Source organism: Hyphomonadaceae bacterium BL14 (genome assembly GCA_027627705.1).
In the GTDB taxonomy this organism is placed as follows: domain Bacteria; phylum Pseudomonadota; class Alphaproteobacteria; order Caulobacterales; family Maricaulaceae; genus Oceanicaulis.
Genome location: CP091242.1, coordinates 2799405 through 2824669, shown reverse-complemented (window position 1 = coordinate 2824669; position 25265 = coordinate 2799405). Strand labels below are relative to the sequence as shown.

Annotated in this window: 20 protein-coding genes; 1 reads left to right on the top strand and 19 read right to left on the bottom strand. The window is 65.3% G+C overall.

All coding sequences use genetic code 11. From position 1 onward, the window contains the following. Positions 1-35: 35 nt before the first annotated feature. The 17 genes from L2D00_13745 to L2D00_13665 form a co-directional block, all read right to left on the bottom strand. A complete protein-coding gene (locus L2D00_13745; protein ID WBQ12900.1) occupies positions 36-1247 on the bottom strand; it encodes an MFS transporter in 1212 nt (403 codons plus the stop codon). Then, positions 1244-3427 (bottom strand): beta-lactamase family protein, encoded by a 2184-nt coding sequence (locus L2D00_13740; GenBank protein ID WBQ12899.1) that lies wholly within the window; start codon positions 3425-3427, stop codon positions 1244-1246. Before L2D00_13740 ends, L2D00_13745 begins: the two co-directional genes overlap by 4 nt. Continuing rightward, positions 3424-5013: a sulfotransferase gene (locus tag L2D00_13735; GenBank protein WBQ12898.1), complete on the bottom strand. Its 1590-nt coding sequence runs from the start codon at positions 5011-5013 to the stop codon at positions 3424-3426. The genes L2D00_13740 and L2D00_13735 overlap by 4 nt, the downstream gene beginning before the upstream one ends. A gap of 45 nt (positions 5014-5058) precedes the next feature. Continuing rightward, positions 5059-7452 carry a TonB-dependent receptor gene (locus L2D00_13730; protein ID WBQ12897.1) on the bottom strand — a complete coding sequence of 798 codons (2394 nt, stop codon included), beginning with the start codon at positions 7450-7452 and terminating at the stop codon, positions 5059-5061. Positions 7453-7506: 54 nt separating this feature from the next. Then, positions 7507-8415, bottom strand: coding sequence for a carbon-nitrogen hydrolase family protein (locus L2D00_13725; protein ID WBQ12896.1), 909 nt, complete (start codon positions 8413-8415; stop codon positions 7507-7509). Positions 8416-8505: 90 nt separating this feature from the next. Then, positions 8506-10362, bottom strand: coding sequence for a PLP-dependent aminotransferase family protein (locus L2D00_13720; protein ID WBQ12895.1), 1857 nt, complete (start codon positions 10360-10362; stop codon positions 8506-8508). 574 nt (positions 10363-10936) lie between these two features. Continuing rightward, positions 10937-11611 carry a D-Ala-D-Ala carboxypeptidase family metallohydrolase gene (locus tag L2D00_13715; protein WBQ12894.1) on the bottom strand — a complete coding sequence of 225 codons (675 nt, stop codon included), beginning with the start codon at positions 11609-11611 and terminating at the stop codon, positions 10937-10939. Between the two features lie 71 nt (positions 11612-11682). Then, complete coding sequence (locus L2D00_13710) at positions 11683-11976, bottom strand: DUF6127 family protein (protein ID WBQ12893.1); 294 nt, start codon at positions 11974-11976, stop codon at positions 11683-11685. A gap of 42 nt (positions 11977-12018) precedes the next feature. Next, positions 12019-12828, bottom strand: a complete 810-nt coding sequence (locus L2D00_13705) for a hypothetical protein (GenBank protein WBQ12892.1) — start codon at positions 12826-12828, stop codon at positions 12019-12021. Beyond that, complete coding sequence (locus L2D00_13700) at positions 12825-13547, bottom strand: hypothetical protein (protein ID WBQ12891.1); 723 nt, start codon at positions 13545-13547, stop codon at positions 12825-12827. Before L2D00_13700 ends, L2D00_13705 begins: the two co-directional genes overlap by 4 nt. Positions 13548-13560: 13 nt before the next feature. Beyond that, entirely contained in the window at positions 13561-17064 is a 3504-nt protein-coding gene (locus L2D00_13695) for a phage tail protein (GenBank protein ID WBQ12890.1), read from the bottom strand. Between the two features lie 3 nt (positions 17065-17067). After that, complete coding sequence (locus L2D00_13690) at positions 17068-17502, bottom strand: NlpC/P60 family protein (protein ID WBQ12889.1); 435 nt, start codon at positions 17500-17502, stop codon at positions 17068-17070. After that, the gene (locus tag L2D00_13685; GenBank protein WBQ12888.1) at positions 17492-18355 is read right to left on the bottom strand and encodes a DUF2163 domain-containing protein; all 864 of its coding nucleotides are present in this window, start codon (positions 18353-18355) and stop codon (positions 17492-17494) included. The genes L2D00_13690 and L2D00_13685 overlap by 11 nt, the downstream gene beginning before the upstream one ends. Then, a complete protein-coding gene (locus L2D00_13680) occupies positions 18352-18954 on the bottom strand; it encodes a DUF2460 domain-containing protein (protein ID WBQ12887.1) in 603 nt (200 codons plus the stop codon). The genes L2D00_13685 and L2D00_13680 overlap by 4 nt, the downstream gene beginning before the upstream one ends. Before the next feature lie 12 nt (positions 18955-18966). Continuing rightward, positions 18967-21471 carry a hypothetical protein gene (locus L2D00_13675; protein WBQ12886.1) on the bottom strand — a complete coding sequence of 835 codons (2505 nt, stop codon included), beginning with the start codon at positions 21469-21471 and terminating at the stop codon, positions 18967-18969. Further along, positions 21464-21649: a hypothetical protein gene (locus tag L2D00_13670; GenBank protein ID WBQ12885.1), complete on the bottom strand. Its 186-nt coding sequence runs from the start codon at positions 21647-21649 to the stop codon at positions 21464-21466. The genes L2D00_13675 and L2D00_13670 overlap by 8 nt, the downstream gene beginning before the upstream one ends. A gap of 44 nt (positions 21650-21693) precedes the next feature. Beyond that, on the bottom strand, positions 21694-22131 hold the full coding sequence (locus L2D00_13665) for a hypothetical protein (protein WBQ12884.1): 438 nt from the start codon (positions 22129-22131) through the stop codon (positions 21694-21696). Between the two features lie 101 nt (positions 22132-22232). On the opposite strand from L2D00_13665, the gene L2D00_13660 reads away from it, so the two are divergent. Next, positions 22233-23372, top strand: a complete 1140-nt coding sequence (locus L2D00_13660; protein ID WBQ12883.1) for a DUF2336 domain-containing protein — start codon at positions 22233-22235, stop codon at positions 23370-23372. Positions 23373-23458: 86 nt separating this feature from the next. Here the strand turns inward: L2D00_13660 and L2D00_13655 are convergent, their stop codons facing one another. Together L2D00_13655 and L2D00_13650 are read right to left on the bottom strand one after the other, a co-directional pair. Beyond that, positions 23459-24730 (bottom strand): phage tail tube protein, encoded by a 1272-nt coding sequence (locus L2D00_13655; GenBank protein ID WBQ12882.1) that lies wholly within the window; start codon positions 24728-24730, stop codon positions 23459-23461. A gap of 26 nt (positions 24731-24756) precedes the next feature. Beyond that, the gene (locus tag L2D00_13650) at positions 24757-25191 is read right to left on the bottom strand and encodes a hypothetical protein (protein ID WBQ12881.1); all 435 of its coding nucleotides are present in this window, start codon (positions 25189-25191) and stop codon (positions 24757-24759) included. Between the last annotated feature and the right edge of the window lie 74 nt (positions 25192-25265).

Below are 25265 nucleotides of genomic sequence, written 5' to 3'. Positions count from 1 at the left end.
AATAGAGCCAGTTTGGCGGCTTCAGTCGCTCCAGTTCAGGGTACAGCGGCGGCGCTGCGGTGCCGATCAAGCGCCCGCGCCGGAATGACCATGACGGCGGCGCTCAAGGCCAGCATGATCAGTGCGCCATTGATCAGGGTGCCGAACCCCATCCCGGCGCCCAGCATCCAGCCCGCTGCCAGCGGGCCAGTGGCCAGGCCGATCTTGGAGATGAAACCGCCGAACGCTGAAGCACGGCCGGCCTTGTCGAACTCCGCGCTCATGCCCAGTAGATAGGCGATGACGAAGCCCCAGGTGATGCCGGTCCCGCAATTGGCGACCATGTAGGCGATGGGATCGCCGCTATAGTGGAAGATCGCGGTCCCTCCCAGCGTCAGCGCCATCGCGGCGATGAACAGCGGTGCGCGGCCGAAGCGCAAGCCGAGCACCATGACAAGGAAAGGGCCAAGCAGCGCGACCCAGGTCGCAAGCCCCAGCGCCGTGGAGACGTAGGCGCGGTCCAGCCCGTAATCGATTCCAAGCCGGATGATGTAAGCGAGCAGACCCATGTTTGCGGCCTGAAACAGGAAGATCGCAAGGAGGGTCAGCGCCAGGGGCGTCCATTGCACCTTGCCGTCCTCAGTCCCGGCGACCTTGCGCACGGCCCGGTCGGGCGGATAGCGGTCCAGGAAGGGCGTTATGATCAGGGTGGCGAGGGAGAACAGCGCCAGCGCAATGAACATCGCCTGGGCGCCGAACTGCGGCACCAGCGGGGGCAGGACCATGACGCCGAGCCCGCCCAGCCCGAACTGGACGAACAGCAACATGCCGAACGCGCGATCAGGGTTGGCCGTTCGTGCAATCACGGCGAAGGCCGTCCCGGTGAGCACGCCGCCGAAGAAGCCGTGCACGACGCGCATGGGCATCAGGACCTCAGCGGAGGAGATCGGGATCGAGCCCAGATCCATGACAATCAGCACCGCCAGACAGACCAGGGCGACCGGGCGCCAGTGTAGGTGCTTGACGATGAAGACCGCTGCAAGCGCCCCCACGGAGGCACCATAAATGTTCACCGATCCAATTAAGCCGGCCTGACTATCCGTGAGGCCCAGTCCGGAGACCAGCCCGTCCACGATGGCGGCCATGATGTTCACATAGAATAATCCGGCTGTGGCCAGAAAAGCTAGCAGCGCCGCGGCGGTCAGACCATCCGGCGCGGCGGTGGGCAGGCCGCGCGAGGGCGTGGCCCGGGGTGTCGGATCGCTCATGGGGCTGTTCCTGTGCAAAAGGGCGTGATGGCGTTGGTGGCCACGGCGGCGCGCGCCCACCGGAACTGGTACCCGTCGCTGACATAATAATAGGCGGTGCCGTTGGGGATCAGCACGCCGGCGATGCCGCCAAAGCCGGACATGAAGGGCGTCGGGGTCGGTGCGGTGCAGCCGCCATAGGCCTGGATGTCCCAGGACCAGACGCCGTCATTGTAAGCGAGGGGCGCTTCAGGTGCGGGCAGGCCGGGGTCTTCAGGATTTTTTTGCAGCGCCGCCGCCAGCCATTGGGAATTCACAACCTGGCGTCCGTTAACTGCGCCGCCATCCGCACCCAGGAACTGGAGCAGGCGCGCCAGATCCCCACGCTGCATGATAAGCCCCCATCCGACGAAGGGCTGGGCGCGCTCATCGGATGTGCGCCGGGTTTCATCCAGCGTCGCCGAGAGGCCCAACGGACGCCAGAGCGGCTCCACCAGAAGATCGCGGTAGATGTCGGCCTGGGCGCCTTCGCGGGCTTGCAGGAAGTTCTGCATGGCCGTGCCAAGAAGATAGGTGTCGGTGGTGTGATAGACCCAGGTGCGCCCCGGCGCCTCGCGGACCGGATAGCGCGAGCATGCCAGCGCAGCCTTCTCGGCATGGGATCCGACGAGGAAGAAGTCATCTTCCACCGCCGCGTTTTCATCGGCTTCGGTGGCCGTGCTTTCATAGCGCCCCGTGGCCATGTCGAGGGCGTGCTCGAACGTGATGCCGTCCCAGCCGCCCTCGGCCGCGCACTCGGGCACATAATCGGCGATCAGGGCGCTGCGCGCGCCGGGATAGCGCGCGTCCAGCTGTATCAGGCCCAAACCCCCGAACAGGGTTTTCGCCAGCGAGTAGGACGGCAGCACGAGCGCGTCGCAATAGGGATAGGCGCCAAAGCGGGTCTCACATCCGCCCGCATAGTGCACGCTGTCCGCGATCACCCCGAAGGCGGTCATGGCGTCAGGATCGACATCCTGGGGGGAGCCGAAGGCGGACACGTCCACGCCGGGATAGACCGCGGCGAGTTCGGAGATTGCCCGCAGGGGCAATCGCGCCTCAAGCTCCGCCCGGTCGCGGGCGTGCACAGCTTCACGCGCCGCGATGTCTCCGGGCCCAAAGGCGGCCTGCGCCACGCCCCAGGCGTCGAACTGGAAGTAGGCGCAGGTTTCCGAACCGATCTGCCAGGCTGCTCTGGAGGTCGAGCCGTCGGGCTTGAACAGGAAGGTTAGTAGGCCATTGTGGACGCAGTTTGCGTTCTTCTCCACCAGGGCGAAGGGCAGAGCGGCGCGGCTCCATTCGCCGTCGCCCGGCTCGCGCCAGACCCGCCCTGGCGTCAGCACCACATCCCAGAACGGGTGGCTGGACGTGACCAGGCCGCGCTGCGCCGGCAGCAGGCGCCCGTCACGGGTCGTCACATCGGTCTCGATTATAGGCGGCACGCCGATGCGAGTGTCGGGAAGGCCCTCGAACTCGAAGCGGTCGCGAAGGACCCGGATGGTGGACTGATCGCCCGGGTCGATCCGCAGCCGGCCTTCAAGGCCCGCCTCCGCTTCTCCCGCCTCAGCGGACGGCGCGTACAAACCGGCATCCACCGGAAAGCCCAGTGCGTCTTCGCCAGTCAGGAAAGAAACATCGAACTCGAACGCGGCACCCGCTGCCGCGTCGGCCATCCACCGCCCGGTGACCTCAACATCATCAAGCCAGCACTGATCATTGTCGGCGCTGCCCTCGACTCGGGCGCGCAGGATCACCCGCGCGGCGTCGTTCAGGGATGCATCCGCCAGCGAGCCCCTGTGCAGCGTCACGCCATCATCCTGGCCATCGGCGACGCGCAGGACTTCAAGCCAGCTCGCACCGTCATCGACGGTGACTTCAAAAACGCATGCTTCTCCGCGCTCAAGGTCGGCCGCGGCAAAGGCTGCGCTGGCGCGCACCTGATCATAGCCTGCAGTGGTGACGGCGGCAAACGCCATGGCGCGCTCGGTGAGGCGCAGGGAAGCATTTCCAGCATACACCGACACACGCACATCGCCCTCACCGCCCGCGCCCCAACCCTGGGCGTCGCCATCCTGGAAATCGTCGCTGAAGATGGGCTCCGCCTGGGCTGCGAAAGCCAGAAGCAATCCGCTCGCCAGGGCGGCGCCGAAGGATCTCATCATTGGGTCACTCCAAGGCTCTCAAGCGTGTCGGTCAGGGGCGTCAGGCGATGCGCCAGCGCCCGCCACTGATCGCGCGAACCGGTATGGATCGGCTCGCGGACCTGAGCGGCGCTTGCTGTCGCTGTGGGGGCGGGGTTTTCATGGAAGGCCAGGCACTCCGGCTCCCAGTCGAGCCCCAAATGGTCGAGCATGCGCCGCACTTGCGGCTCTGGCGCCCCCACCAAGGTCTCATAATCCACCTCAAGGATCTGGTCCGCCATCAAACCCTGCCAATGATCCATGAGGCGGCGGTGGGCTGCGATGTAGCGCGCCGTCTCCTCAAGATCGTAGGAAAATGGATAGCCCATTCGAAAAAGCGTCTTGAACATGGCGTAGCCGCTGGCCGCCGGATGGCGGCGAAGATGAATTATACGCGCGCCGGGCAAGGCGGCGGCGATCAGCCCGGCATAGAGGAAATTCGCCGGGGTCTTGTCGACCAGCACTGGCGCGTTCACGCCATAACCGCGCGCCGCACCCAGATAGTGGGCGCCCAGCCGGGCCATGTCGGCGCTGGCGGACTGGCGGATCAGCCCGGCCTTGCCCGCGGCGGGTCCGGCAGCGTGCATGACCGCATAGGCCAGATCATTGATTTCGCCCAGGCTTGCGATTTCTGAATGGCTGGACACCATGCGCTCCACCAGCGTGGTCCCTGAGCGCGGCAAGCCCATGACGAACACGGTCCCGTGCGCCGGGCCGGCCCTGGAGATGCGGGACAGCCAGTCAGCGTTGAAGGTCGCGATGATCGCGTCCACCGCCGCTTCGTCGTCTTCCACGCGATAGCTCAGGCGCGCCCGGCGGGCCCTGGATCCGGCGAGGAGATGGTCGAATGCGGCGTCGATTTCGCCAATATCTTCAAGAAGTTTTGCCATCGCAAAGTGGAGCGGGACGGAGGCGGGCGACCCGTCGGATTCCCGCGCCAGCCGGCGGCGCGTCTGATCCAGGGAGGACTCGCCCGGGCGCGCGCGGCGCAGCACGGCGCGTTGATAATAGGGATCGGTGTCTACTTCGCCGCTCGCGATCAACCCATCGTATAGGGCTTCGGCCTCCTCCAGGCAGCCAAGGGCGGTCAGCGCACCCGCCGCCAGGGCGCGCCCATTGCGCGCGCCGCCATTGAGCGCCTGAAGATGGGTTGCAGCGCGCAAAGCGTCCTGAAACTGGCCGAGTTCGGCGTATTTTGAGCTCAGCAAAGCCCAGGGCGATGGCGAATTGGGAAGGCCGGGTTCCAGGTCCTTCAACCGGGCCCGCGCGCCGGCGACATTCCCGGTCATGCGCTCGGCATCCGCCAGAAGAAAGCCGATATCAGCGCGCCCAGGGGCGTGGGCCAATCCCGCTTTCGCCAGTGAGTGCATGCCATCGAGGTCGCCGACGATCTGGGCGGCCTGGGCGCCGAAAATCCATCCCGAAACACGTTCCGGGAAAGTGCTGCGAAGGGTGTGCGCCTGCGCCGCCGCCTGCTCTGCGTTGCGCCGGGCCAGCGACGCATGCGCCGCGCGCTCCAGGCTCTCTGGACCACGTCGGCCTGAAGGAGAGGCGGGTGCGGACGCCATGGGATGCGGTGCAGGCGGACCTGTCATGATCCGCCCGCGCGCCGCCTAGAAATTCACATTCAGCGCCAGGCCGATCGTACGCGGCAGGGCGATAAATGTGCGGCTATTGCTCCCGAAGTACTGGTCGGCTGGAGCGGGTCCGAACGCATCAGGAGTGAAGGCGCCGGTGACCCCTTCTTGGTTGAAGATATTCTTCATGAAGAAGGAGGCGGACCAGCGACCGGATTCCAGCGTCGCGGTAAGATCCCAGATCGAGAAACCGCCGAACTCGGCCGATTGCAGCACGCCCGGGTCCAGCACGTTCTGGGTTTCGCTCTGATAGAAGCCGTCAAGGCGGCCAATGAAGGTGAAGCGCTCATTGATCGGCTGGATGTAGTCGAGCGCGACATTGAGCATGTGCTCGGGAATGCCCGGCAGAGGCGCTCCGTCCTGGGCCACCAGGACCGGGGCTCCAACCCCGACAAATCCGGGCTCGAACAGGTCTGCAGTGAGTTCGGCATTGACGTAAGCGTATCCGAACGCATAGCCGATTGCATCGGTGAACCGTCCCGACAGCTGGAGCTCCAAGCCAGAGGTTGCAGCTTCATCACCGTTGACCACCGCGAAGAATGACCCGACCGGGGCCGACGTGTTGAACTGGGGGTTTTTCCAGTCAATCAGGAAGGCGCTGGCGTCGTAGCGGATTCCGTTCCATGTGCCCTTCACGCCTACCTCATAGTTGACCACAGAATCCGACTGGTAGGTTGTCCAGGCCGGATCGTTGGCGAAGCGGCCGATGATCGGAACGCCATTATTGCCGCCGCGGCGATAACCCTCGGAGACCGTTGCGAAGAACAGGTCGTCATCGCCGAACTCATAGGCGGCGTTCAGCTTGAACAGGACATCGTCTTCGGAGCTTTCGAACGGCGTCGTGACGGAGCCGGCAAAGGCGTCATATGCGCCGACGCGCACGAAGGTGTTCACATCCGAGTTATTGTCAAACCAGCGCAGGCCGCCGGTCAGACTCAGACGCTCGCTCACATTCCAGGTCAACTCGCCGAAGACGGCGAAGTCTTCAAAATCCTCAGCGCGTTGATAGGTGAACACATTGTCGGTGGAGACAAAGTCGAAGGGCGGGAACAGGTTATCGGCGTAGAGCTCAAAACCGACGAGATCGCTGACCTGGCTCGCGCTACGAGTCTGGCTTTGATAGAACGCGCCGACCACATAGTCGAAGCGGCGCTCCCCGTTTGAGACCAGCCGGAACTCCTGTACGAAGGATTCATCGGAGAAGGTCCGGTCCGCGGTGTAGAGCGGGCGCGGATAGGAATAATAGAAGGCCGCGAAGTTGTTGGCGTAGAAGCCGGTATTGTCGCTCTCGCTGGAGCCTTCATTTTCGTAGACCGAGGTCGCCGAGGTCAGGGTCGCAAAACCCAGGTCGATATTGGCTTCCAGCGAGGCCAGGTAGAAATCCCGCTCGGACGGCTCAGCGATGACGGCACCGTTTTCGTACTCGCCAAACACACCTCCGAACCCGTTTGGACCCGATGACGGCTGGCGCCGCCCCCCGACATCGTCGCTCTGGTTGAAGTAATTGACCGTCAGATCAATACGGTCCGTCGGCTGGAACAGGGCACTGACGCGGATGTAGGTGCTCTTGAACGTGTCAGCGTCTTCCTCAACGCGGTAGTTGGTGGCGGTCGGGCCGAATGTAAACAGCCCGCCGGGCGCTACGGGTACGCCATTGGTGTCCAGGACATAGAGATTGGTGTAGTCTGTAAGCCCTGGATAGTCCTGTTCGTAAAGATTGATCCGGATCGCGGCGCGCTCGCCCAACGGGATGTTGGCGATTGCACTGAACGCCAGACCGATGCCGCCAGAGCCGTCGACGCTGGAGCCGGTGAGCCCGGCGCTTCCCTCGAGCTCGCCCAGCTGCGGTGCCCGGGTGAGGTATTTCACCGTCCCGCCCAGCGAGCCGGATCCGTAAAGGGTCGCCTGCGGGCCGCGCAGCACTTCAACCCGCTCCAAATCAATCAGCGCAAGGTTGGCGTAAACCGGCGTCTCGTTGACATAGGTCGAGACCGTCGCCACTGAGGGCACGGCGAAGTCGCCGAGGGCCGAGCTGTCGACATTGAGGCCGCGAATGCGGATGGAGTTGAACTGCGCGCCATTGCGCGGTCCCTGATCGATCAGGCTCACGCCTGGGATGGATCGCAGCAATTCGGCGGCGTCCAGTGTGATCGAGCCCGCGATATCTTCCCCCGAGACCGCCGAGATATTGTACGGCACGTCCAGAATGTTTTCCGCCCGCCGGGTGGAGGTGACGGTGATAACGTCGCGTTCCTGATCCGCCTCGGCGGCGGCGTCTTGGGCTAGCGCCGGGCCCGAGGACAGGGCGGTGCCGGCGAGCAGTGCGGCCGCAAGACCGCCGCGTCGTGTTGTTTTTCCCCATACAGCCATGGCTTTAGTCTCCCCTGTGAATTGATCTGTGGTCGCCTGGTGAGGCCTGGACCACTAGTCTACGACGCGAAAACGCTTTCCATTCGAGGGCTTTGACCCGGTATCGCCGTCGCCGGATCGCGAGGGAATCTCCAGGGGGCCGAGCTCGCCCAACGCTTGGCGGCGCCGCACGGGATCCCCATGGAACGGATAGGCCGCCGGCATGTCGCGGAAGCTCTTCAGGGTCTGGCCGAGCCCGTGCCAGCCTCGTGACCGGGTCCGGCGCACCTGTTCAAAATCAAGCTCCAGCGCCACGACTTCAGGACCGGAGCCACATTCGTGGATCAGGTCTCCGCCCGGCCCGTAAAACGCCGAACGGCCGTATCCCTGCTCGCCGCCGACATTCACATCGACCATGATGGCTTGATTGATCGCCGCGCTGGCCCGCGCGATCGACAACTCCACATCGCGGTCGATCGTGTTGGTCATGGTCGGCACCACAATGACCTCGGCGCCCATGGCGGCCAGCGTGCGCGTGACCTCGGGGAACCAGATATCGTAGCAGATCATCACGCCGCAGCGGCCCGCGCCCGGCACGTCGAACGTGACAGGGCGCTCACCGGGCGTGACCCCGGTCTCATAGGGCAGGAAGGGAAACATTTTGTCGTAGCGGGCCACGACCACGCCGTCCGGGCCGATCACCGGGGTGGAGTTGTAGATCTTGTCGAAGCGCTTGACGTAGAGCGAGCCGGGGATGAGCCAGATACCGAGATGGCGCGCCAGGGCGCACAGGCGGGTTTCGGTGTCGCCACATTCAGGTTCGCAAAAGTCGAGCCCGGGGCCATGGATGGCCAGCTCACCTATGACAACCATCGACACCCAGGGAAAGCGCTTGGCCGCCGTAGCGATTTCTCTTTCAATACGCTCCAGATTACCGGATTTGCATCCGGCGATCTGTATTGCAGCCAGGCCAAGCGTCGCCATCTGCGCACTCCCGAAATCGACGCGCGATGAATGTCGTCGATGGTCAGGATGACAGGGGGATGACGACGACCTTAGCGCCAGATGGGAAGTTTATTTGGCGCCAGATGCGGTATGAACATCAGTCGAGATCAAAACCGCCCCGTCCACGCGCTCGCCCTTGTCGTTGAGCCAAGACAAGCGGTCGCCCTCCAGCGAAACACCGAACCCGGCCGTCTCGCCATAAGCCCAGCTATCCCACTTGCGATGCCAGGTATTGCCCTCAATCCACCACCGGCCTTCGTCGCGGTCTTCGTTGGCGTAGCCGGCGCGCCCGGTCATGCGGCCATCGGCATGCAGCTCGATCGTGCACGGATCGCCATAGACGGTCTGGTAGAGGAGGCTGGCGCCCGAAAGAGCGTCGCGAACCGCCTTGCCTTCAAGAGGCTGTCGCTGGACCGGGGCCGGCTTGGCGGCGAGATCCCGGATCGCTTCTGACAGCTGTGCGACACCTTCACGGATGCGGGCGGCGGGAAGACTTGTCACACCCAGGCGGAACGCGCCCTTCGCCTGGGAGGGATCGTCGAAATAGAACCGTGCTGATTCAATCAGGATCCCGCGTGCGCGCGCGGCCTCCACCAGCGCGTCAACCTCAAGGCCATGCGGTCCGTGAACCCAGTAGCACGTGCCGCCCCGGACTGGAGCGACGGCGATCGACATGGGCCGATAATGGTTCAAGGCGTCCCGCAGGGCGATCAGGCGTTCTTCGCAGATCGCACTGAGGCGTTTGACCGTGGAGTCATAGTGCCCGAGCGCCAGAAAGAACGCCGCCGCGCGCTGATTGTTCGGCGACGGGCGGCGCGTGGTCAGGCTGCGGATCCGGCGCGCTGCGGCGATCACCGGGGCGTCCGCCACCATGAAACCCAGGCGCACGCCTGGAGCCAGAACCCTGGACAGACTGGCCACATAGACCACACGTTCGCCCCCCGGCATCGACCGAAGGGCCGACGCTGTGGCGCCGATATAATTCATCTCGCACTCGTAATCATCTTCAATGACGACAAGCTTGCGGGCGCGGACCTGGGCCATCAACGCCTCACGGCGCGCCTTGGACAGAGTCACCCCGGTCGGGCGCTGTCGGCTGGGGGAGACATGGACCAGGCTGCAAGCCTCAAGATCGAAGCCGACCTGAACACCCTCTTCATCCACAGGCACGGCGCGCAGACTGGCCCCGCGCCGGCGCATCAGGTCGCGCACTTCCGGCAGGCCTGGATTCTCTACGCCGGCGACGACGCCGGGCGCGGCGAAAAGCTCTACGGCCAGAAACAGGGCCTGCTGCTCGCCAACAGTGATCAAGATTTCATCACGTGCGGCGGCGATTCCACGGCGTGGCAGGAGCTTGGTGCGGATCTCTTCGATCAGCATTTCATCATCGGCTTCGCCATTGTCGCGCGACCACGCCTCAACTTCAGCCGCCGCGAGCGCCAGCTTGCTAGCTTCACGCCATTCAGAAATGGGGAAGAGGGACCGGTCGAACCGCCCTTCGATGAACGGAAAGCGGTAGCTCTGCCAGTCCGGCGGGCAGAGAAACACATCGCTCTCATGGGTCTCGACCGGCGGCCTGAAGGGCGTTCGCTCGGACGGTCCTGCTGACCGCTGACGGCGGACCAGATCTGCGGCGCGTGGCCCAAGCGGGGCTTGCGGCGCATAAATGCCGCTGCGTTCACGCGCCTCCAGATGCCCGTCCGCCACCAGCCTCTGATAGGCGAGCGTGACCGTGTTGCGCGAGACACTCAGGGCCTCAGACAGCGTACGCGAAGACGGCAGCCCGGCGCCGGGCGCGATGGTGCCAAGGGAGAGAGCGTTGATGATAGCGCGCCTTAGCTGCTCCTGAAGCGAGGCCGCCTTGGACGGATCAGGTCGCAGAAGCGGGGCCAGCGCTTCGGCGCGAATGCGTTTAGATGTCAGCAATCCCTGCTCCCAAATCTCAACGGCTCTGGCATTGCGGACCAGACTGCTGCGCGCCGTTTCAGGCCCTGGCAGGTCATTGATCCGCCCCGATGCGGTTTGCCAATTTGGCGCGCCGCCGTGATGGGTGCAACTGACCCGCCTGCTCAGCCGTCAAACTGATGGGAGCCCGTCTCTCAGCTCAGCTGGCCACCCGGGGCTCGTTGACAACCTCTCAGTCGCATTCACCGGCTAGATCGCCCCGGACCCAATCCCGCCTCGACTCTCGCTTCGCCTGAATGAAGCTCGCTGCTCGAAGGACTCTACCCGCCCCTGGCCGGAATTCAGGGGGCTGGGTCGATCATCACCACAAGGCGACTGATCTCGGGCACCGTCTTGAAATAGCGGTAGGGATTGCTCATCCGCGAATGCTGCGAAGCCGAGCAGGGCGGCTCGAGCGGTTTTTATCTGAAACCACCCTTCCAAGCCTCATGGCGGCGGGGCCAGTGCTCAGCCCAACCCGCACAACCCTCGAAAACAACGGAAAAATCCAGCCACGACCGGATAGGGAGAACTGAGCGACCTGAGAGATAGGCGATCATCGCTGCCCCCGCTTCCAGTCATCAAGGCGGGCGTAGATCGTGACGGCGACGCCCGCGAGCGCCACGGCGATGAGCACCCAGCGCAAGGTGTCCAGATACGGTACGAGCGGCAGGACCGCAGACTGGGTCTCGGCCAGAACGGTTTGTGCGACCTCCACGCCCGCCGCGCCCAGCGTCGCTACGCCAGCCGCCCCGCTGCCTTTCATAGTGCGGCTGTCAGCCAGCGTCTCGCGTGCCGACGGGATTTCTGGTGCGAAGCCAGCGTCCCGCACGTCGAACCGCTCGCCCCACGTGCGCGCTGGTCCCAGATCGATGTGGATGAACCCCGAGCGCGGATAGAAACCGAACCCGAGGAACCCGGCCTCCCGCGCTGCCGCTTCGAACGCTGCTGGATCGTGGTTGGCCATGGCGATGTCGAACGCGGCGCCGTCCATGTGCTTTGAGCGGGGCGAGCCACCGATGGCGCGGTTGTGGGCCGCACTGCGATAGGCCGAGCGGATGATGAGCGGCTTGCCCAGCTGGTCGCGCAGCGCCTGGAGCCTGTCGAGCGCATCTTCATGGATGCGCAACGCGCCCGTGCCGCGGCAGGCGATCTCGGCGGGGCTGAAGTTCGGCCAGCGCCAGAGGCTGGCTGGCACATCGCGCCAGTGTGCAAAGCAGGTCGTGGTCATGGATGATCTCCGGACATGAAAAAACCCGCCGGGAGGGCGGGCTGATGGGCGATGGTGCGGGCGTCAGCGGTTCAGGAGCCGTTGCCGAACAGTCCGATCCTGATGGCGATGCCGGTCATCAAGGCGAGCAGCATGGCGGTGGTGATGATGCGCACGCTGGTCTGGACGGCGGTGCGGCTCGCCATCCGAAGCCCTGCGAGCAGTGAGCGCAGATGGCGTATGTCCTCGGCGGCGTCCTGGCCGTCGAGACCGGCCTCGCGCAGCGCCCGGCGCGCGCCGGTTTGCGCGGCGCGCTCGAGCAGGCGTTCAAGATCCCCCGCCGTCATGGATTCCAGCCTGTCAGGCGGCCGCTCTGTATGGGTCATGTCATCTGCCCTGCTGTGCCGGGATGGATGGAGGCGGCAGGCTTACGCGATGGCGTAGCGCGCGATGAGCCAGTCCTCGATGGCGAAGGTCGCCGCGTCATCAAGCGTGCCTTCATAGAAAAGGAACTCGTAGAGCCGCCCGTGGAAGAGGCCGCCGGTGGACAAGCCGGTCGAGCGCAGGAACTGGGTGGAGGCGATGGCGGTGCTGACGATGTTGGAGGTCTGGGAGGCCGCCTCCCAGAGCCCTGCCCGGTTCTGGCGCACCCAGAAGCGCACATGGCTTGAGGATGTGGTTCCAGCCGCATTGCGTCCAGCCGCCGCCATGATGAGCTGGGGACTGACCACATTGCCGACGCGGATCTGCGACTTGATCCAGTGGATCTGGCCGCCTTCGGGATCGCGGAAGTAGAAGCCCATCTTGCCGCCGTTGGTGGCGGGCGAGCCGAGGATCGCCGGGAACTGATCGAGCTCCCCCACGGCGTCCGTCACCACAAAGACCGTGAACGGATTGAAGCTGGAGAACCCGGAGGGCTGGGCGAACGCCAGATCCTCAAAATACTGCTCGAGGGCGCGGTCACACGCGATGTAGGGCCGTCCATTGAGCCCGCCCGTGCGATAGACGGGCCGGCGCGCCGGCGTGGTCTGGACTGCGTCCTCGGCTGAACCAAGATTTAGCCAGCGGGCAACCGGGTCGCCATCGCTGGCGGGCGAGCCCTCATCATCGCTCGCAGCGCCTTCGCTGGCGCTGAACCGGTAGAGGAGGTTCGTGGTCCAGACAAATTCCGGCTCGGGCGGGACCGGCGGGGCCGCCATGGCCCCGGTCGAGAACAGCGATGTGAACAGGAGCGTCATGGGATGCGCCTTGCGGCTATGGTGAGGGATATCCCTGCGATCGACGCATCCGCCGCGGCGGGCGCCAGGAAGCGGATGATGTCGCCGGGCGTGATAGTGACGGGCGCGCCGCCAGCGGTGGAGAGATCCACGCTGGCGTCCGGGTTGATCGTGACAGAGCCCACGGCGGTTCCATTGCGGGTAAGGGTGATCTCGAACGCGTCATCGGGGAGCGTATCGGCATGGGCGACCGACCCGGCCAGCGAGGCCGGGATGACAAGCGCGCGCGGCATGACCACCTTGCCCAGCACCGCGCCCGCTGCAGGCGTCTCATTGGCGACCATCCCGAAATCATAGACCGGCGCCCCGGAGCCAGCGCGCAACAGGCCGTTGGCCGATCCGTCACAGATCAGCACGGCGCTTTCGCCTGGAACCAGCAGCACGCTCGCCGTGCCGCGCTGGACAGTCAGCCCATGGACCGCATCCGTGTTCAGAACCGCAAACAGCCGGCGCAGCGCAGGCACGGTGACCGTCGCAGGTCCCGAAAGCGCAGCAGCCGGGCGCAGCGCCATATGTCCGCGAAACTGCGCGGCGGTGAGCGTCAGCGCGCCGGTCGACAGATCAAGCGCCAGCGTGTCGGTCAGGGCGCGATCAAGGGCGTCGATGGCGTCATTGATCGTGACCTCCTTCTGGTTCTGGGCGGCCGCCACATGGGTCACGGCGAGGTTGGGGCTCGGCATCAGGTGATCTCCGCTATGGAATGTCCAATGTGACGGCGCGCGGGAATCCGCGCCCCACAACGGCGCTTAGCTGGTAAACGGCGACAGACAGGACAGCCGGCGTCGCGCCGAAATCGGCCAGGATGTCGGCATGGGCGTAGACCACGCTGGGGCTCGAAGCCGTCAGCGTGCGCTTCACCGCGCCGCCGGGACCATCGAGGATGTCGATCTCATAGGCTTCACTCGCCTCGCCGAGGGGGACGAGCCCGGTCCCGTCCTTCAGCTCGCCGCCAATGCGCGTGCGACGGATCCAGCTGAGCGTGATATCCGCCGGGCTGCCGCTCTTCACCGCGCGCACGTTCCACGGCGCATAGGGCTTGAGGTCACGGCCCGTCTGGCTCTGGACCAGCGTCTCGGCGTCCTCGAACAGCGTGCCGAACCCCACCGCCCGCCAGGACCGCATAAGGCCCAGATCGCCAAGCGCCGTGACCAGCGTCTCGACATCGTCGGGGTCGAGCAGGACAAAGAGCTCCCCGGCCGCATGGCCCTCAACAAACACGTCCGTGCCGCGCCGCCCGCGCAGGAGGCCGGTGAGCGTGTAGGACCCATCCGGGTTCAGGGTGACATCGCGGAACTGGATGATTTCCGGCTCGCCATTGGCCTTGAGCAACAGGGCGCCATTGGCGCCATTGACCAGAGCCTCCTGCGTGACGCTTTCGAGGCGCTCGCCGCCCGTGGTCATGAACACCCGCAGGGCGTTGTCTTCATCTGTGCAGAACGCCGATCGCGGCGCGCCCAGCGCATTGACCGCAGCGCCCCAGGCCGCCTCGCTCAGGGCCCGCCCGGCCTGCGCCCATGCGGAACCGTCCGCGCTGCTGTAAAGCGCAGCGCCGGGCCAGCCCGGACCGCCGAACCCGGCCATCAGATAATAGACCCGCGAGCCCGCACCGCCCGCGTCATCGACATCACGCAGGAGCGGCAGATCAGGCAGGATGAGACGCGTGGCGGCGTCAGCGCCGATCGTCTGCACGGGGGCGCCCGCCCCGCCATCAGCGATCACCGAGGAGACATAGCTGGCCGCGTCCTGCGACACGCCCTTCATCGCCAGCGAGAAGTCCGCGCCCACATCAAGGCGGCTGATCCGTGTGCGGAAGACCGATCCGGACGCGAACACCACATCGACCACATCGGTCGGATCAAGCCTCAGCCATTCGGGCGCAAGCTCAGCCTCACAGGCGCTGCGCTCGACCCACGCGCTGAAGAGCGTCCTGGCGGCGATACGCTTGGCGGTGGTGGCGTCCAGCGCCAGCGCCAGCTCCAGGCTTGTCTGGTTGCGCGAGTGCATGGCGGCCAGCGGCAGCGAGGCGCGCTTCTCGCTCTGCACGCCCTGAGCATAGTCGCGATCGCGGTCCATGTACGCGACCGACACGCGCTCGGGCAGTTCGACCTCCTGGGTGCGGCGCTCGCGCCAGCTCTCCCCCGTCCGGCCGTTGAGCGCCAGGAGGTGGTGAGCCTCGATCGCGGCGACCGGCGCGCGCCCCCGGGTGCGAAAGCGCAGCGTGTCATCGCTCTCGGCGGCGTCGAAGAAGAAGGCCTGCGCCAGCGGCTCTATGGCGCCGCGCACGCTGGTCTGGCGCGCGATCACATAACCGGGCACGGACATGGTGAGCTCGCCCACATCGATGTCGGCCAGCCCCAGCCCAGCGCGCGCGCACAGATCGGCAACGATGGAGGAGAGCGCTTCACCCTCGCCGCCGCCGCGATTGAGGAAGAGGCGCGCCCAGCCATTGCTGGCGCGCACCAGAAGCGTGTCGGTGACCGCGTCATAGACCTGCGCGCCAAGCTCGCTGACCTGCGACGGCCAGATCTCGTCGAGGACAAGTTCGCCCGTGGCCGTGTCGAGCTGGATGACGCGCGCCGAGCGCATCAGCGTCCAGCGCTGACCCCGCAGGCGGGCCTGAGCGAAAAACGATCCGTCCTGGTTGATCTCGACGGGGACAGCGGTCTTCCAGACGATCCCCGCATCCGCGCGCCACTTGATCACGTAGATCGTGCCAGCCGAGCCCGCATTGGACATGCGCACCTGAAAGATGACGCTGTCGTCTGTGACGTCATAGGCAAGCGCGCCTGCACTTGTGAAGAAACCCGTTACACCCGGCTCGATATCGCTGGCGGAAAACCCGGCCATTTTCTCGAAGGTCACGCCGAGGGTCTGGCCGGTCAGAGCGTCATGGCGCGCCAGCGCCGAGACCTGCAGGCGGTAGAGACCGAGGCTCTCATGATCGCCGCTGGTGGCGCTGGCCAGAATCCAGCCTTCGCCTGTGCCCTCGTTCACGGCCCCGGCCGCCACGCCGCGCACGCGCGGCTCGTCCACGCTCTCCCCTGCGCCCCAGACATAGCTCATGTCGTGCGCGCTCAGGAGGCCCACATCGTCAAAGAGACCGCCCGTGAGCAGGAAGTCTGCGCGTCCCGCAGGACCATAAGCCGAGATCATCGCCATCCACCGCACCGCCGCAAAGCTGGTGGTGGTGTTGGAGAGCCCGGTTCCCCCGGAGCCGAACCGGGCCACCTCCTTTAGCGCATTGGGCTCGATGCGGATGATGGGCCGGGTATTGCCGGTCCCGACCGTCAGATAGAGATGGCCGTCCTCGCCGCAGAACAGGGTGGAGGGCGAGCCGGCGGGCTCGGCGCTGGCGATATCGGCCATGCGCGCCTGACGGTCCTCGGCCATGGTGCGCAGACTGAACCGGCGCACGCCCGCCTCCAGCGGGTCCAGGCTGGTGGTCAGGAAATATCCGTGCCCGCGCCGCCAGTCCACGCCGAGCTCGCCGGACTGATAGCCGGCAAGATATCCCCCCTCAGCCGGCGTGATGAAATCGATGACCTGCCAGGGCTTCTGGTCTGCGCGTCTGTACGTGATCTCGGCGGTGATGTTCGGGATGCGGTTGCCATAATCAGCCAGCGCCAGATCCTCGAACACGATGACGCACAGCCCGCGATGGGCCGGTGCGCGCCCCTCTCCCACATACGCTTCGATCAGCGGATCGGGCAGCTGGGTCTCGCTGCCTGCGTGGAAACGAAAGCGCAGGCTCGCTCTGGCGACATCCGGGCTCGATCCGGTCTTGTCGTAGATCAGCTTGCCGTCAGCCCAGATGCGCAGCACGTCCTGCGCAGGACCTTCGCCAAAGCTCAGCGCGAACGAGGCGAAATACGCGTAGCTCACAGAGGTCTGGGTCGCGGTGGCCGCGCCCTTGCCGCCAGATCGCGCGCGCGTGACGTTCTGCTGCTCACGGATCCCGGACGACCAGATCATGTTGCCGGCCATGCGCAGCGTGCCGTAACCGATCGCAATCGCTGCACCATAGGCCGAAGAGGAGACCGTCAGATCGCCAAGGCGCGGGCCTTCGGTGGTGATGTTCTGGCCTCTGGCCGGAAACAGCAGGCTGCCAATGGCCGAGCCTGCAAGCCAGCCTGCCTGCCAGCCGAGACCGACAGCGGAGCCCAGCGCGGCGCCGCCTGCTGCAACAAGAATGGCCATGGATCACACACCAATGGGGCGAAAACGGAAGGCGAACCTGATATTTGCGGGCCATTCGCCGGCATAGGGCTCCTCGATCACCTTGCGGCGCGTCGCATGGGCGTGCAGGAGATGGGGATGGCCAAGCCGTTCGGTCAGGAAGCCGCAATGGCAGGGATAGGCGTGATCAGCAAAGACGAGCACGTCGCCGGAGCGGGCGTCGGGGATCGCGACGGCGTCCATGTTGTCCCGGAAATGCGCCACGAACCCCTGCCCCTGCGCGCGGCGGCCATAACCCATGCTGTCATAGTCAGACAGATGAAGCCCACGCGCGACGCACACCACCAGCCCCACGCAGTCAACGCCGCAGCGCGTGCGCCCCTGATGGCGCCAGGGCACACCCAGCCAGCCGCGCGCCTCGGTGACAATCCTCTCAGAGGTGATGATCTCATCGGGCATCGGGATAGCTCATCATTGCGTCCTGCCCGGGCACGTACGGCTCGCCGCGGAAGTTGAGGACGTTGGCGAAGCGGGTGATGCAGGTATCGAGGCGCTTGTCGCAGCCGGGATGGATGGCGAACGCGTCGCCAGCCTCTATGGCGTACGGCATGGGCAGGAAGAGCTCGATCTCGCCGCCCGACTGGTTCCAGGCTTTCACCTCGATGGAGCGACCGGCGTTGGAGCCGGTCTCCCAGGTGAGCACCCCGCCCGCAAACCAGCCATCCGCGGCGTCCGGCGCGTCCACATCAGCGGTGAACTGCGCGCGCGATGTGACGGCGAGCACGGTTCCAGGACGGGTCCAGGCAGGATCGGTGATCGCCACCCTGCAGCGGTGATCGCCAAGGTCTGCGCGGCATTCAGGACTGTAGAGCTCGCCGATGCGCTGGGAGAGCGCCTGGCTCAGCCCACGCAACTCGGTGCGGAACACGCCCTGTTCGCTCAGCACCACCTCGCCGAACCAGCCCCGGCGCATGCGAAGGGCGCCCATGGATGGATCGGCCCAGTTGATGAGGAAGATGCGCGCCTCGGCCTGATCAAACAGACCCGCGCGCAGCTCCTCCTCAATGATGGCCTCGTCATCGAACACGCCCTCGACATCGAGATTGTCGACGCTGAGGCTTGCATCATTGGAGATGGCCGTACGCGAATAGCCAGAACTTGCCTTGTAAGTCTGACCTTCAAAGGGCAGATCGCGGTCATGGTCGGTGAAGAAGAACTCGCGGCCATCCACGCGCGTGATGCGCCAGCAGGTGGCAAGCGTGGTGACAGGCCCTGCCAGGTGGGCGGCGAGCGCAGGTGAGGTGGACTTCATGGGCGTATCTCCAGCACCGGGATCTGTCCCCAGCTGCCCAGCTGATAGGTCTCGATGGTGATATCCATCTGGTCGCTGTCGAACCGGACCGGTACGTCGAACTCGAAATCCGCCGTCACCTGCACACCCGACGGCGGCGCGGTCGTGAAGGTCACGAGGCCCGTCGACGTGTTCACGCTCCAGCCTGAGGCCGCCTCAACGCCGTCAAGGGTGATCTTCACCGTGCCAGTGACCGGCTTGGCGATGATGCGGGCCTCGATCTCACCGCCGCTGGCGTAGCGCTTGATGAGCTGGAAGGTCTTGGTCGCCCCATCGCCAACGCCGATGAGCTGGGCGAGCGCCTGATAATCGGTCCAGTCCCTGAACCGGAAGCCATAGGCCCTGCCCCTGCGCGCGCGGAAGAACGCGATCAGCGTAGCGACCTGTTCACGCTTCTTCAGGCCATGGGCCACGTTCCATCTGCCGCGCGCGGCGGCCCAGTTGGCGTTACGGCGCTCGTGCCCCGACACGGTGGTCACCACGGTCGTCGAATAGCCCGGCCCGCCCGACGCCCCGTAGGAGATGTCGGGCGGAAACTGCACCTCGTGAAATCCGCTCATGGCCCATGTCCGTCAGAGATTACGCCGCGCCCGCTCCATGGCGCGCGCGGCGTCAGCGGCGATCTGGCCTTGGGCGTAGCGGAAGCTGCTGGCGTCAGGCGTCGAGATGTTCATCACCACATTGACGGGCACCGACCGTGCGCCGCCCGATCCCATGGCGGCCAGCTGGGCGCGCGAGAGCACCATCTCGCCGCGCTGCAGGATGGCGGGAACCTCGTCGCTGCGCAGGCCCGCCCGTCCGCCCGCCATGCCGCTGCCATGCAGGCGGGGCGCGCCGGCAAAGGCGAGCGCGGGCACGAGCCGCTGGGGGGCAGGCGCGCCAACGATGCCGCCCGCATGAAAGATGCCTGCCAGCATCTTGCCTGCGCCGCTGAACAGATTGGCGAAGATCCCGCCACCGCCACCGAGGCCGCCGAGCGCATTGGCCAGTGGTCCCAGGATCGCAGAGCGAACTGCGATCCTTGTGATGTCAGCCAGGATGCTGTCGGCGAGCGCCTTGAAGTCGAACCTGCCGCTGGTCACAAAGCTGGCAACGGCGTCCTCGGCGCGGCGAAAGGCGCTCGTGAGAGCGCTGCCCAGATCCCTGCCCCAGTCCATTGCCTCACTGGCGTAACGCGACAGCTCCTCGCGCACCGCGGCCCAGCCGGTCACCGCGTGTGCAGCGGCAGTGACTGCTGCCTCACCGGCGGCCCGGCTGGCCTCAGCGGCACGCGCGGCGGACCCGCCTGCACCTTCGCCATCGCCCGCACCATCACCTGCGCCGCCGATCGCCTCGAACGCCTCGTCCAGTCTCAGGGCGGCGTCAGCCGCCTCGTCGATCTCAGGGGTCACACCCGCCATCGCCTCACGCAGGGCCGCAACGGACGCCAGCGGAGCCTGTGCAAGATCACCAAACGCGTCAGCAGCCTCACGTGTGCGCGCGGCGAGGTCGCGCGCGGTCTCGGAGAACCGGTCGAGCCCCATATCTGGAACCTCGAACGCATCGGTGTCGAAGGCCCCCGTGAAAGCCTCGCGCGCGGCTGTTCCGGCGCGCTCGGCCGCCCCGGCGAACCGGTTCTCGATGCGGGCCAGATCCAGCTCGGGAATGAACCGGATCGTGCGCTCGAAGCCGAGCGCGCCAAGCGCGCCATTGACGTCATCGAGCAGCGCGTTGATGGCGCGCGCGGCCCGGTTGAGCATGGCCTGCACGCCTGCGATCAGCGTGTTGGCGGCGCGGATGGTAACGTCACCGATGACGCCCGGCAGCGCGCCCCAGATCGCCGCCATGGCGCTGAACGCGCCCTCAAAGACATTGATGGTGCGGTTGGCGAACCCCACGACAGCCTCGAGCGAGGCTGCAAGCGCGTCTGCAGTACTGGCCAGGATGGAGAGCCAGGCGGATGAGATGCGATTGCGAAGAGCCTCCACGACAAGGCCCATCCGGTCCCAGACCTCGCGCGCCACGTCGCCAAGGAGGTTGAGCGCGGCGCCAAAGCCGCCTGTCGCCTGCACGAGGCGCGAGAACTGGTAGATCAGCTCGCCTGCGGCCACCACGAGCGCGCCGATGCCGGTGCGGATGAGCGCCCCACGCAGGAGCACAAGCGCGGTGGCAAGCCCGCGCACCGAGGCGGCGGCCACGACCATGCCGGCCACGAAGCGGCCCGCCATGAAGGCGGCGAAAGCCGCCGCGATCGAGGCCAGACGCCCCAGATTGTCGAACAGGAGTGAGATCGCCTGCCCCAGAGGACCGGTCGTGCGCGAGACCGACGCAAGCGCGTCGGCGACCGCTTCGAGCGCCGGTGCGGCCGCGACAGCCAGCTGGTTGGACAGTCCCCGCCAGATCAGACCGAGGCGGGAGATGGCATCGTTCGTCCGCTCGATCTGATCAGCGTCCTGCTCGGACACGACCACGCCGAAATCGCGAATGTCCTGCGTCGCCTGCCGCAGCGTGGCTGTGTCGATCCGGGAGATGGCGATGCTGCCTTCCTCGCCGAACAGCTGCCCGGCGACCGCTGCACGCTCGGCCGCGGGCACGAAGTCCTCGATTGCCTGATTGATGCGGGCCACACGCTCATCGAGCGGCAGGGCGATGAGGGCGGTGGCCGAGAGCCCGAGGCGTTCGAGCGCCGCGACGGCAGGACCGGTCCCGGCGGCTGCCTGGCTGAGGCGGCGCGTGAGATCCTTGGTGGCCTGCTCGATGCCCGACATGGAGACGCCGGCCAGTTCGCCGGCGCGTTCGAGCACCTGAATGCTCTCCACGGTGGTGCCAAGCGACTGGGCGAGCTTGGCCTGCGCATCGACGACCTGGAGCCCTGAGCGGATCATGGCTGCTGCGCCCGCTGCAAAGGCGGCAGCCGCCGCAGCCGCGGCGATCTGGACCCGGCGATAGAAGGCAGCGACGCGCGTGTTGGCCGCATCCATCTCGCGCGACAGACGGCGCATGCCCTGTTCGCCCGCATCGCCGATGCCGTGCAGTTCGGCGCGCACTTCGCGGCCGCCGACGACCGCCAGGCGCACGGACACCCTTTTCTCAGCCATCGTATTCAGCCTTCATTTGCGCATTGAGGCCGCGCACCATCACCGCCTCGATATCCGGCAGGAGCTCGGCGCAGATGAGCGTGTCGAGCCCAAGCGCCCCGGCGATCGCGAGTGCCGCATTCATGTCGAGCCCCAGGACCGCACCGGGGATGACGCGGATCTGGCCGGTGAGCCGCAAGGCCAGATCCCAGACCTGCCAGCCTTCAAGCGTATGGGGGCGGTTCAGGACGGCGGGGCACTCGGCGCAGATGCCCCGGCAGGACCGGCAGTACCGGTCGCCCCCGCTGAAGTGCCATTCGGCAAGGGCGCGCAGGCGTTTTTTTCTTCATCCAGCATGAGCCCCTTCGAGACGTAGCGCAGCTGGAAGGCCTCAAAGAGCGGCAGGATGTCCAGCAGGGCATCAATGCCTTCGGGCGTGACCGGCACAGGATGGCCGTCTGCATCGCCGACACCTTCCCATTCCAGCACGACCAGCCGTGCGAGGGCCCTGGCCATGGCGACAGCGATGGTCTCGTTCGAGGCTCCGTCTGGCAGGCTGGTGACGGAGGGGTCGCTGCGCGCCGCCGCCATCAGGGATGTGGTGAGCGGCCCCATGCGCACGCGCACGCCGTGGCCGAGATCGAGCCAGCGTGGCTCGCGCGAAAGATCAAGACGGATCATGGATTCATCCTTTGTTTTGGTTACCTGCGCGAAAGTATTCTTTCACCTTTATGGTTTATTGATCATACGTACTGTCTGAGCGGGATCGGGAGGCAGGAAAAATGAAGAAGCCTTCGCAAAATCTTCATAGACTGGCTGCCCTGTCACAGGAAACATCACCTGAGTCCAGGCGACAGATGCTTAGAGACGTAACCGACCTCTTCATTGAAGAGATCCCATCGCAAAATTCCACCATCTATGCCGAGTTTGACGCGCTTCTGCAGTCTCTTGCCAAAAAGGTGAACGAGCATGCCCGAGCGACGCTATCCGAACGCTTGGCCGATTGCGCCCAAGCGCCACATGAACTTGTTTTGCAACTGGCGATGGATGCCATAGCGGTCGCAGGGCCGATACTGCTTCGATCCTCTGTTTTAAATGATGATGATCTCGTCAATATTGTTGAAAAACAAAATCAAGAGCACATTCGCGCAATTGCCGAGCGCGAAAGCGTATCCGAAAAGGTTTCAAGGGCGATCGCGGTCAAAGGCGATGATACAAGTCTGGCGCGCCTCATACTGAACGAGGGCGCAAAAGTCGACCGGTTTACCTTCGAAATCGCGACAGAGCGCGCCGAGCACAGCCCCATCATCCAGGGCTCATTGGTGCGCCGCTCCAATACGCCCGCCGATCTACTGGCGGACCTCATTACCATCGTGGAAAGCGAATTGCGCGAGCAGATCATTGAACGTTTTGAGGGCCTCAAACCGGCAGTCCTGGAAGCTGCCCTAGCAGCGTCACACGAGCGCCTGGCCAAGCGTCTCCTTGTGGAATCTGAGGTGGAAGCCGCGCGCAAGCGTCTTGATGTCACTCGGGTACGCCACGCGCTTGACGTGTCGCTTTTGATATCACTTTTGAAAGAAGGCAAGACTCTTGAGTTTCAGGTTGGTTTTGCCGAACTGGCCAATGTCAGCACACATGTCGTGAAACGGGCCATGGACCACGATAGTCCTGATGGGCTCTTATTGCTTTGCAAGGCCAATGGAATAAAGAAAGCAGACTTCCTCATGATAGCCGCCCTCACAAAAAGGGCCGCGCCCCTCAAAAATGCTGTCCATGAAGACCTGAACTCAAGGTTCAACGCAATCAGGGAAATGGGGAGCGTTTATGATCACATGATCGTAGAAACCGCTCAACGCGCCATTCGCTTCATGAAAGTTCGTGGCCATGTTGTTAATAGTGTAGACAGCGGCATTGAGGCGTAACAATATTTACCATTATTGCTGCGTTTAATTATAATACATCTGGCAAAACCGAAAATATCGGGCTGTGGTGCGGCCGCTGACAACAGTCATACATAGCTGGTGACATCGTTCAGGAGGTGGGCGCGCAGCATCGTGTCCTCGTTGTCGTCGAAGGCGGCGCGCCAGTCGAAGCTCGCCTCGACCCCGCCGGGGCCGGAGACGGCGTATTTGGGTTTGGGAAGGAAGACGCGCGGCAGCTCGAACCGCAGCGCGTATCCGTCGGGAAAGCTGAACCCGTATTCGAGCGCGACGGAATCGCCATTGGCGGCCTCGGCCACCAGCGTCGCGCCATCAAAACGCACCGTCATCGAGCCTTCGGCAGACGCGAAAGTGGGATCGGCCGCCTCGATCCTGCCGTCCTCGCGGATCACCCGCACCCGTTCGAGATTATTGGAGAAAGTGAGGCTGCCGCCAGTGACGCCTGCCAACGGCTGGCCGGCGCGCCGGATGAAGCCGCGACCTTGGGCAAACCGGCGCAGCGAGAAGGCTTCGGGACTGGCATCGACCGTCGCGGCGAACGGCTCCTCGCCCTGCGCCACGAGCTGGAGGCGGGCATTGGCCGGCCCCTCCTGGCCCATCTCGAAATTGAGGCTCTCCATCACCGTGCCGAGATGGCGGAAGAACACCGGCGTGGTGAGCTTGGGATGGCCGATCTCGATGGTGTAGCTCGGGATATCATCCGCGCCACTTTCCCAGACATGGGCATAGCCACCGCCGGTCAGCGTGGGGCCCGAGACGGCACCGGCGGATGCCGCGAGGGTGAAGCTGTTGCCGGTCGGCCCCGCCGTGTCGAAAACGATCACCAGCGTCTGCGTGCTGGTCGGCCGGGAATATGTGCATTTGGCGATCTCGCCATCGGCGGACGCATTGAGGTCGCTGACCAGCTGATCGAGGGTCTGGGTGACCGTCGCCTGGATCCCGGTCTCATCACCCGATGGCGTGCCGGAGACGAAGGTCCGGACCGTGCCGTTCAGCGTCAGTGTCGCCCCGGGCGCCGGGTTGGCGGCAAAGGCGATCGATCCCGATGCCTTGACCGGCGTCGTCACGGGATCGCCAAACAGGCCGGTCAGCCAGAACCCGGTTCCGCGCAGATCGAGCGGTATCTCCAGCTGGCCCTCATCGGTGATGAGGCCGCGATAGGGATCCTGCGCGTTGCGCCCACGCCCCAGGAGCGGGTCGTCTCCCAGCGGCTGGGCCGAGGACAGATCGGTGGATTTGAAGTCGAGGCTTCGATAGCCCGACACCGGCGCTGCGCCATAGCTCGCCTCGCGGCAAGCCTTCAGCGTGGCGTCCGCGCCGTAAGCGCGCACCTTGGACATGGGATCACTCCTCGTATGGATAGGGGTCAGGGCGTGAGCGGATCGCTCACCAGGTATTCGAGCGTCACGGTCATACGGGCGCTCAGAAAGGGCGCAGCGCCCTCTGTTCCCAGCACGCCCGTCTCCGGCGCAGACAGGTTGAGCATCTCGCATAGCCCGCCGAGCGAAGGATCGGGGCGCAGCGCGCTCGCGATGGCCTCTATGAGCGCGTCAAGCCCGGCCTCGCCCCCGCCCGTGGGCGGGCGCGGCACATAGGCTTCGATCTCCGCCCTGTGAGCATAATATTCCGTGCGCGGATTGAGGGTCACGTCCGGCTCGCCCGGCTCGCCATCGCGCACGATGACAAGACCTTGAGACGCGACCTTCTCGGGCAGGACCTCATTGCGCACCACCCTTGCTGCAAGCCCGCCCGAGAGGGCCTGATGCAGGGCGCTGAGGACGGATTCGCGGCGGCTGGTCATCCCGTGTCTCATGATCTGCGGCGAATGAAGCGATTTTCTCCGCACTTCATGCGGCAAAAATCTTGTCTTTATCC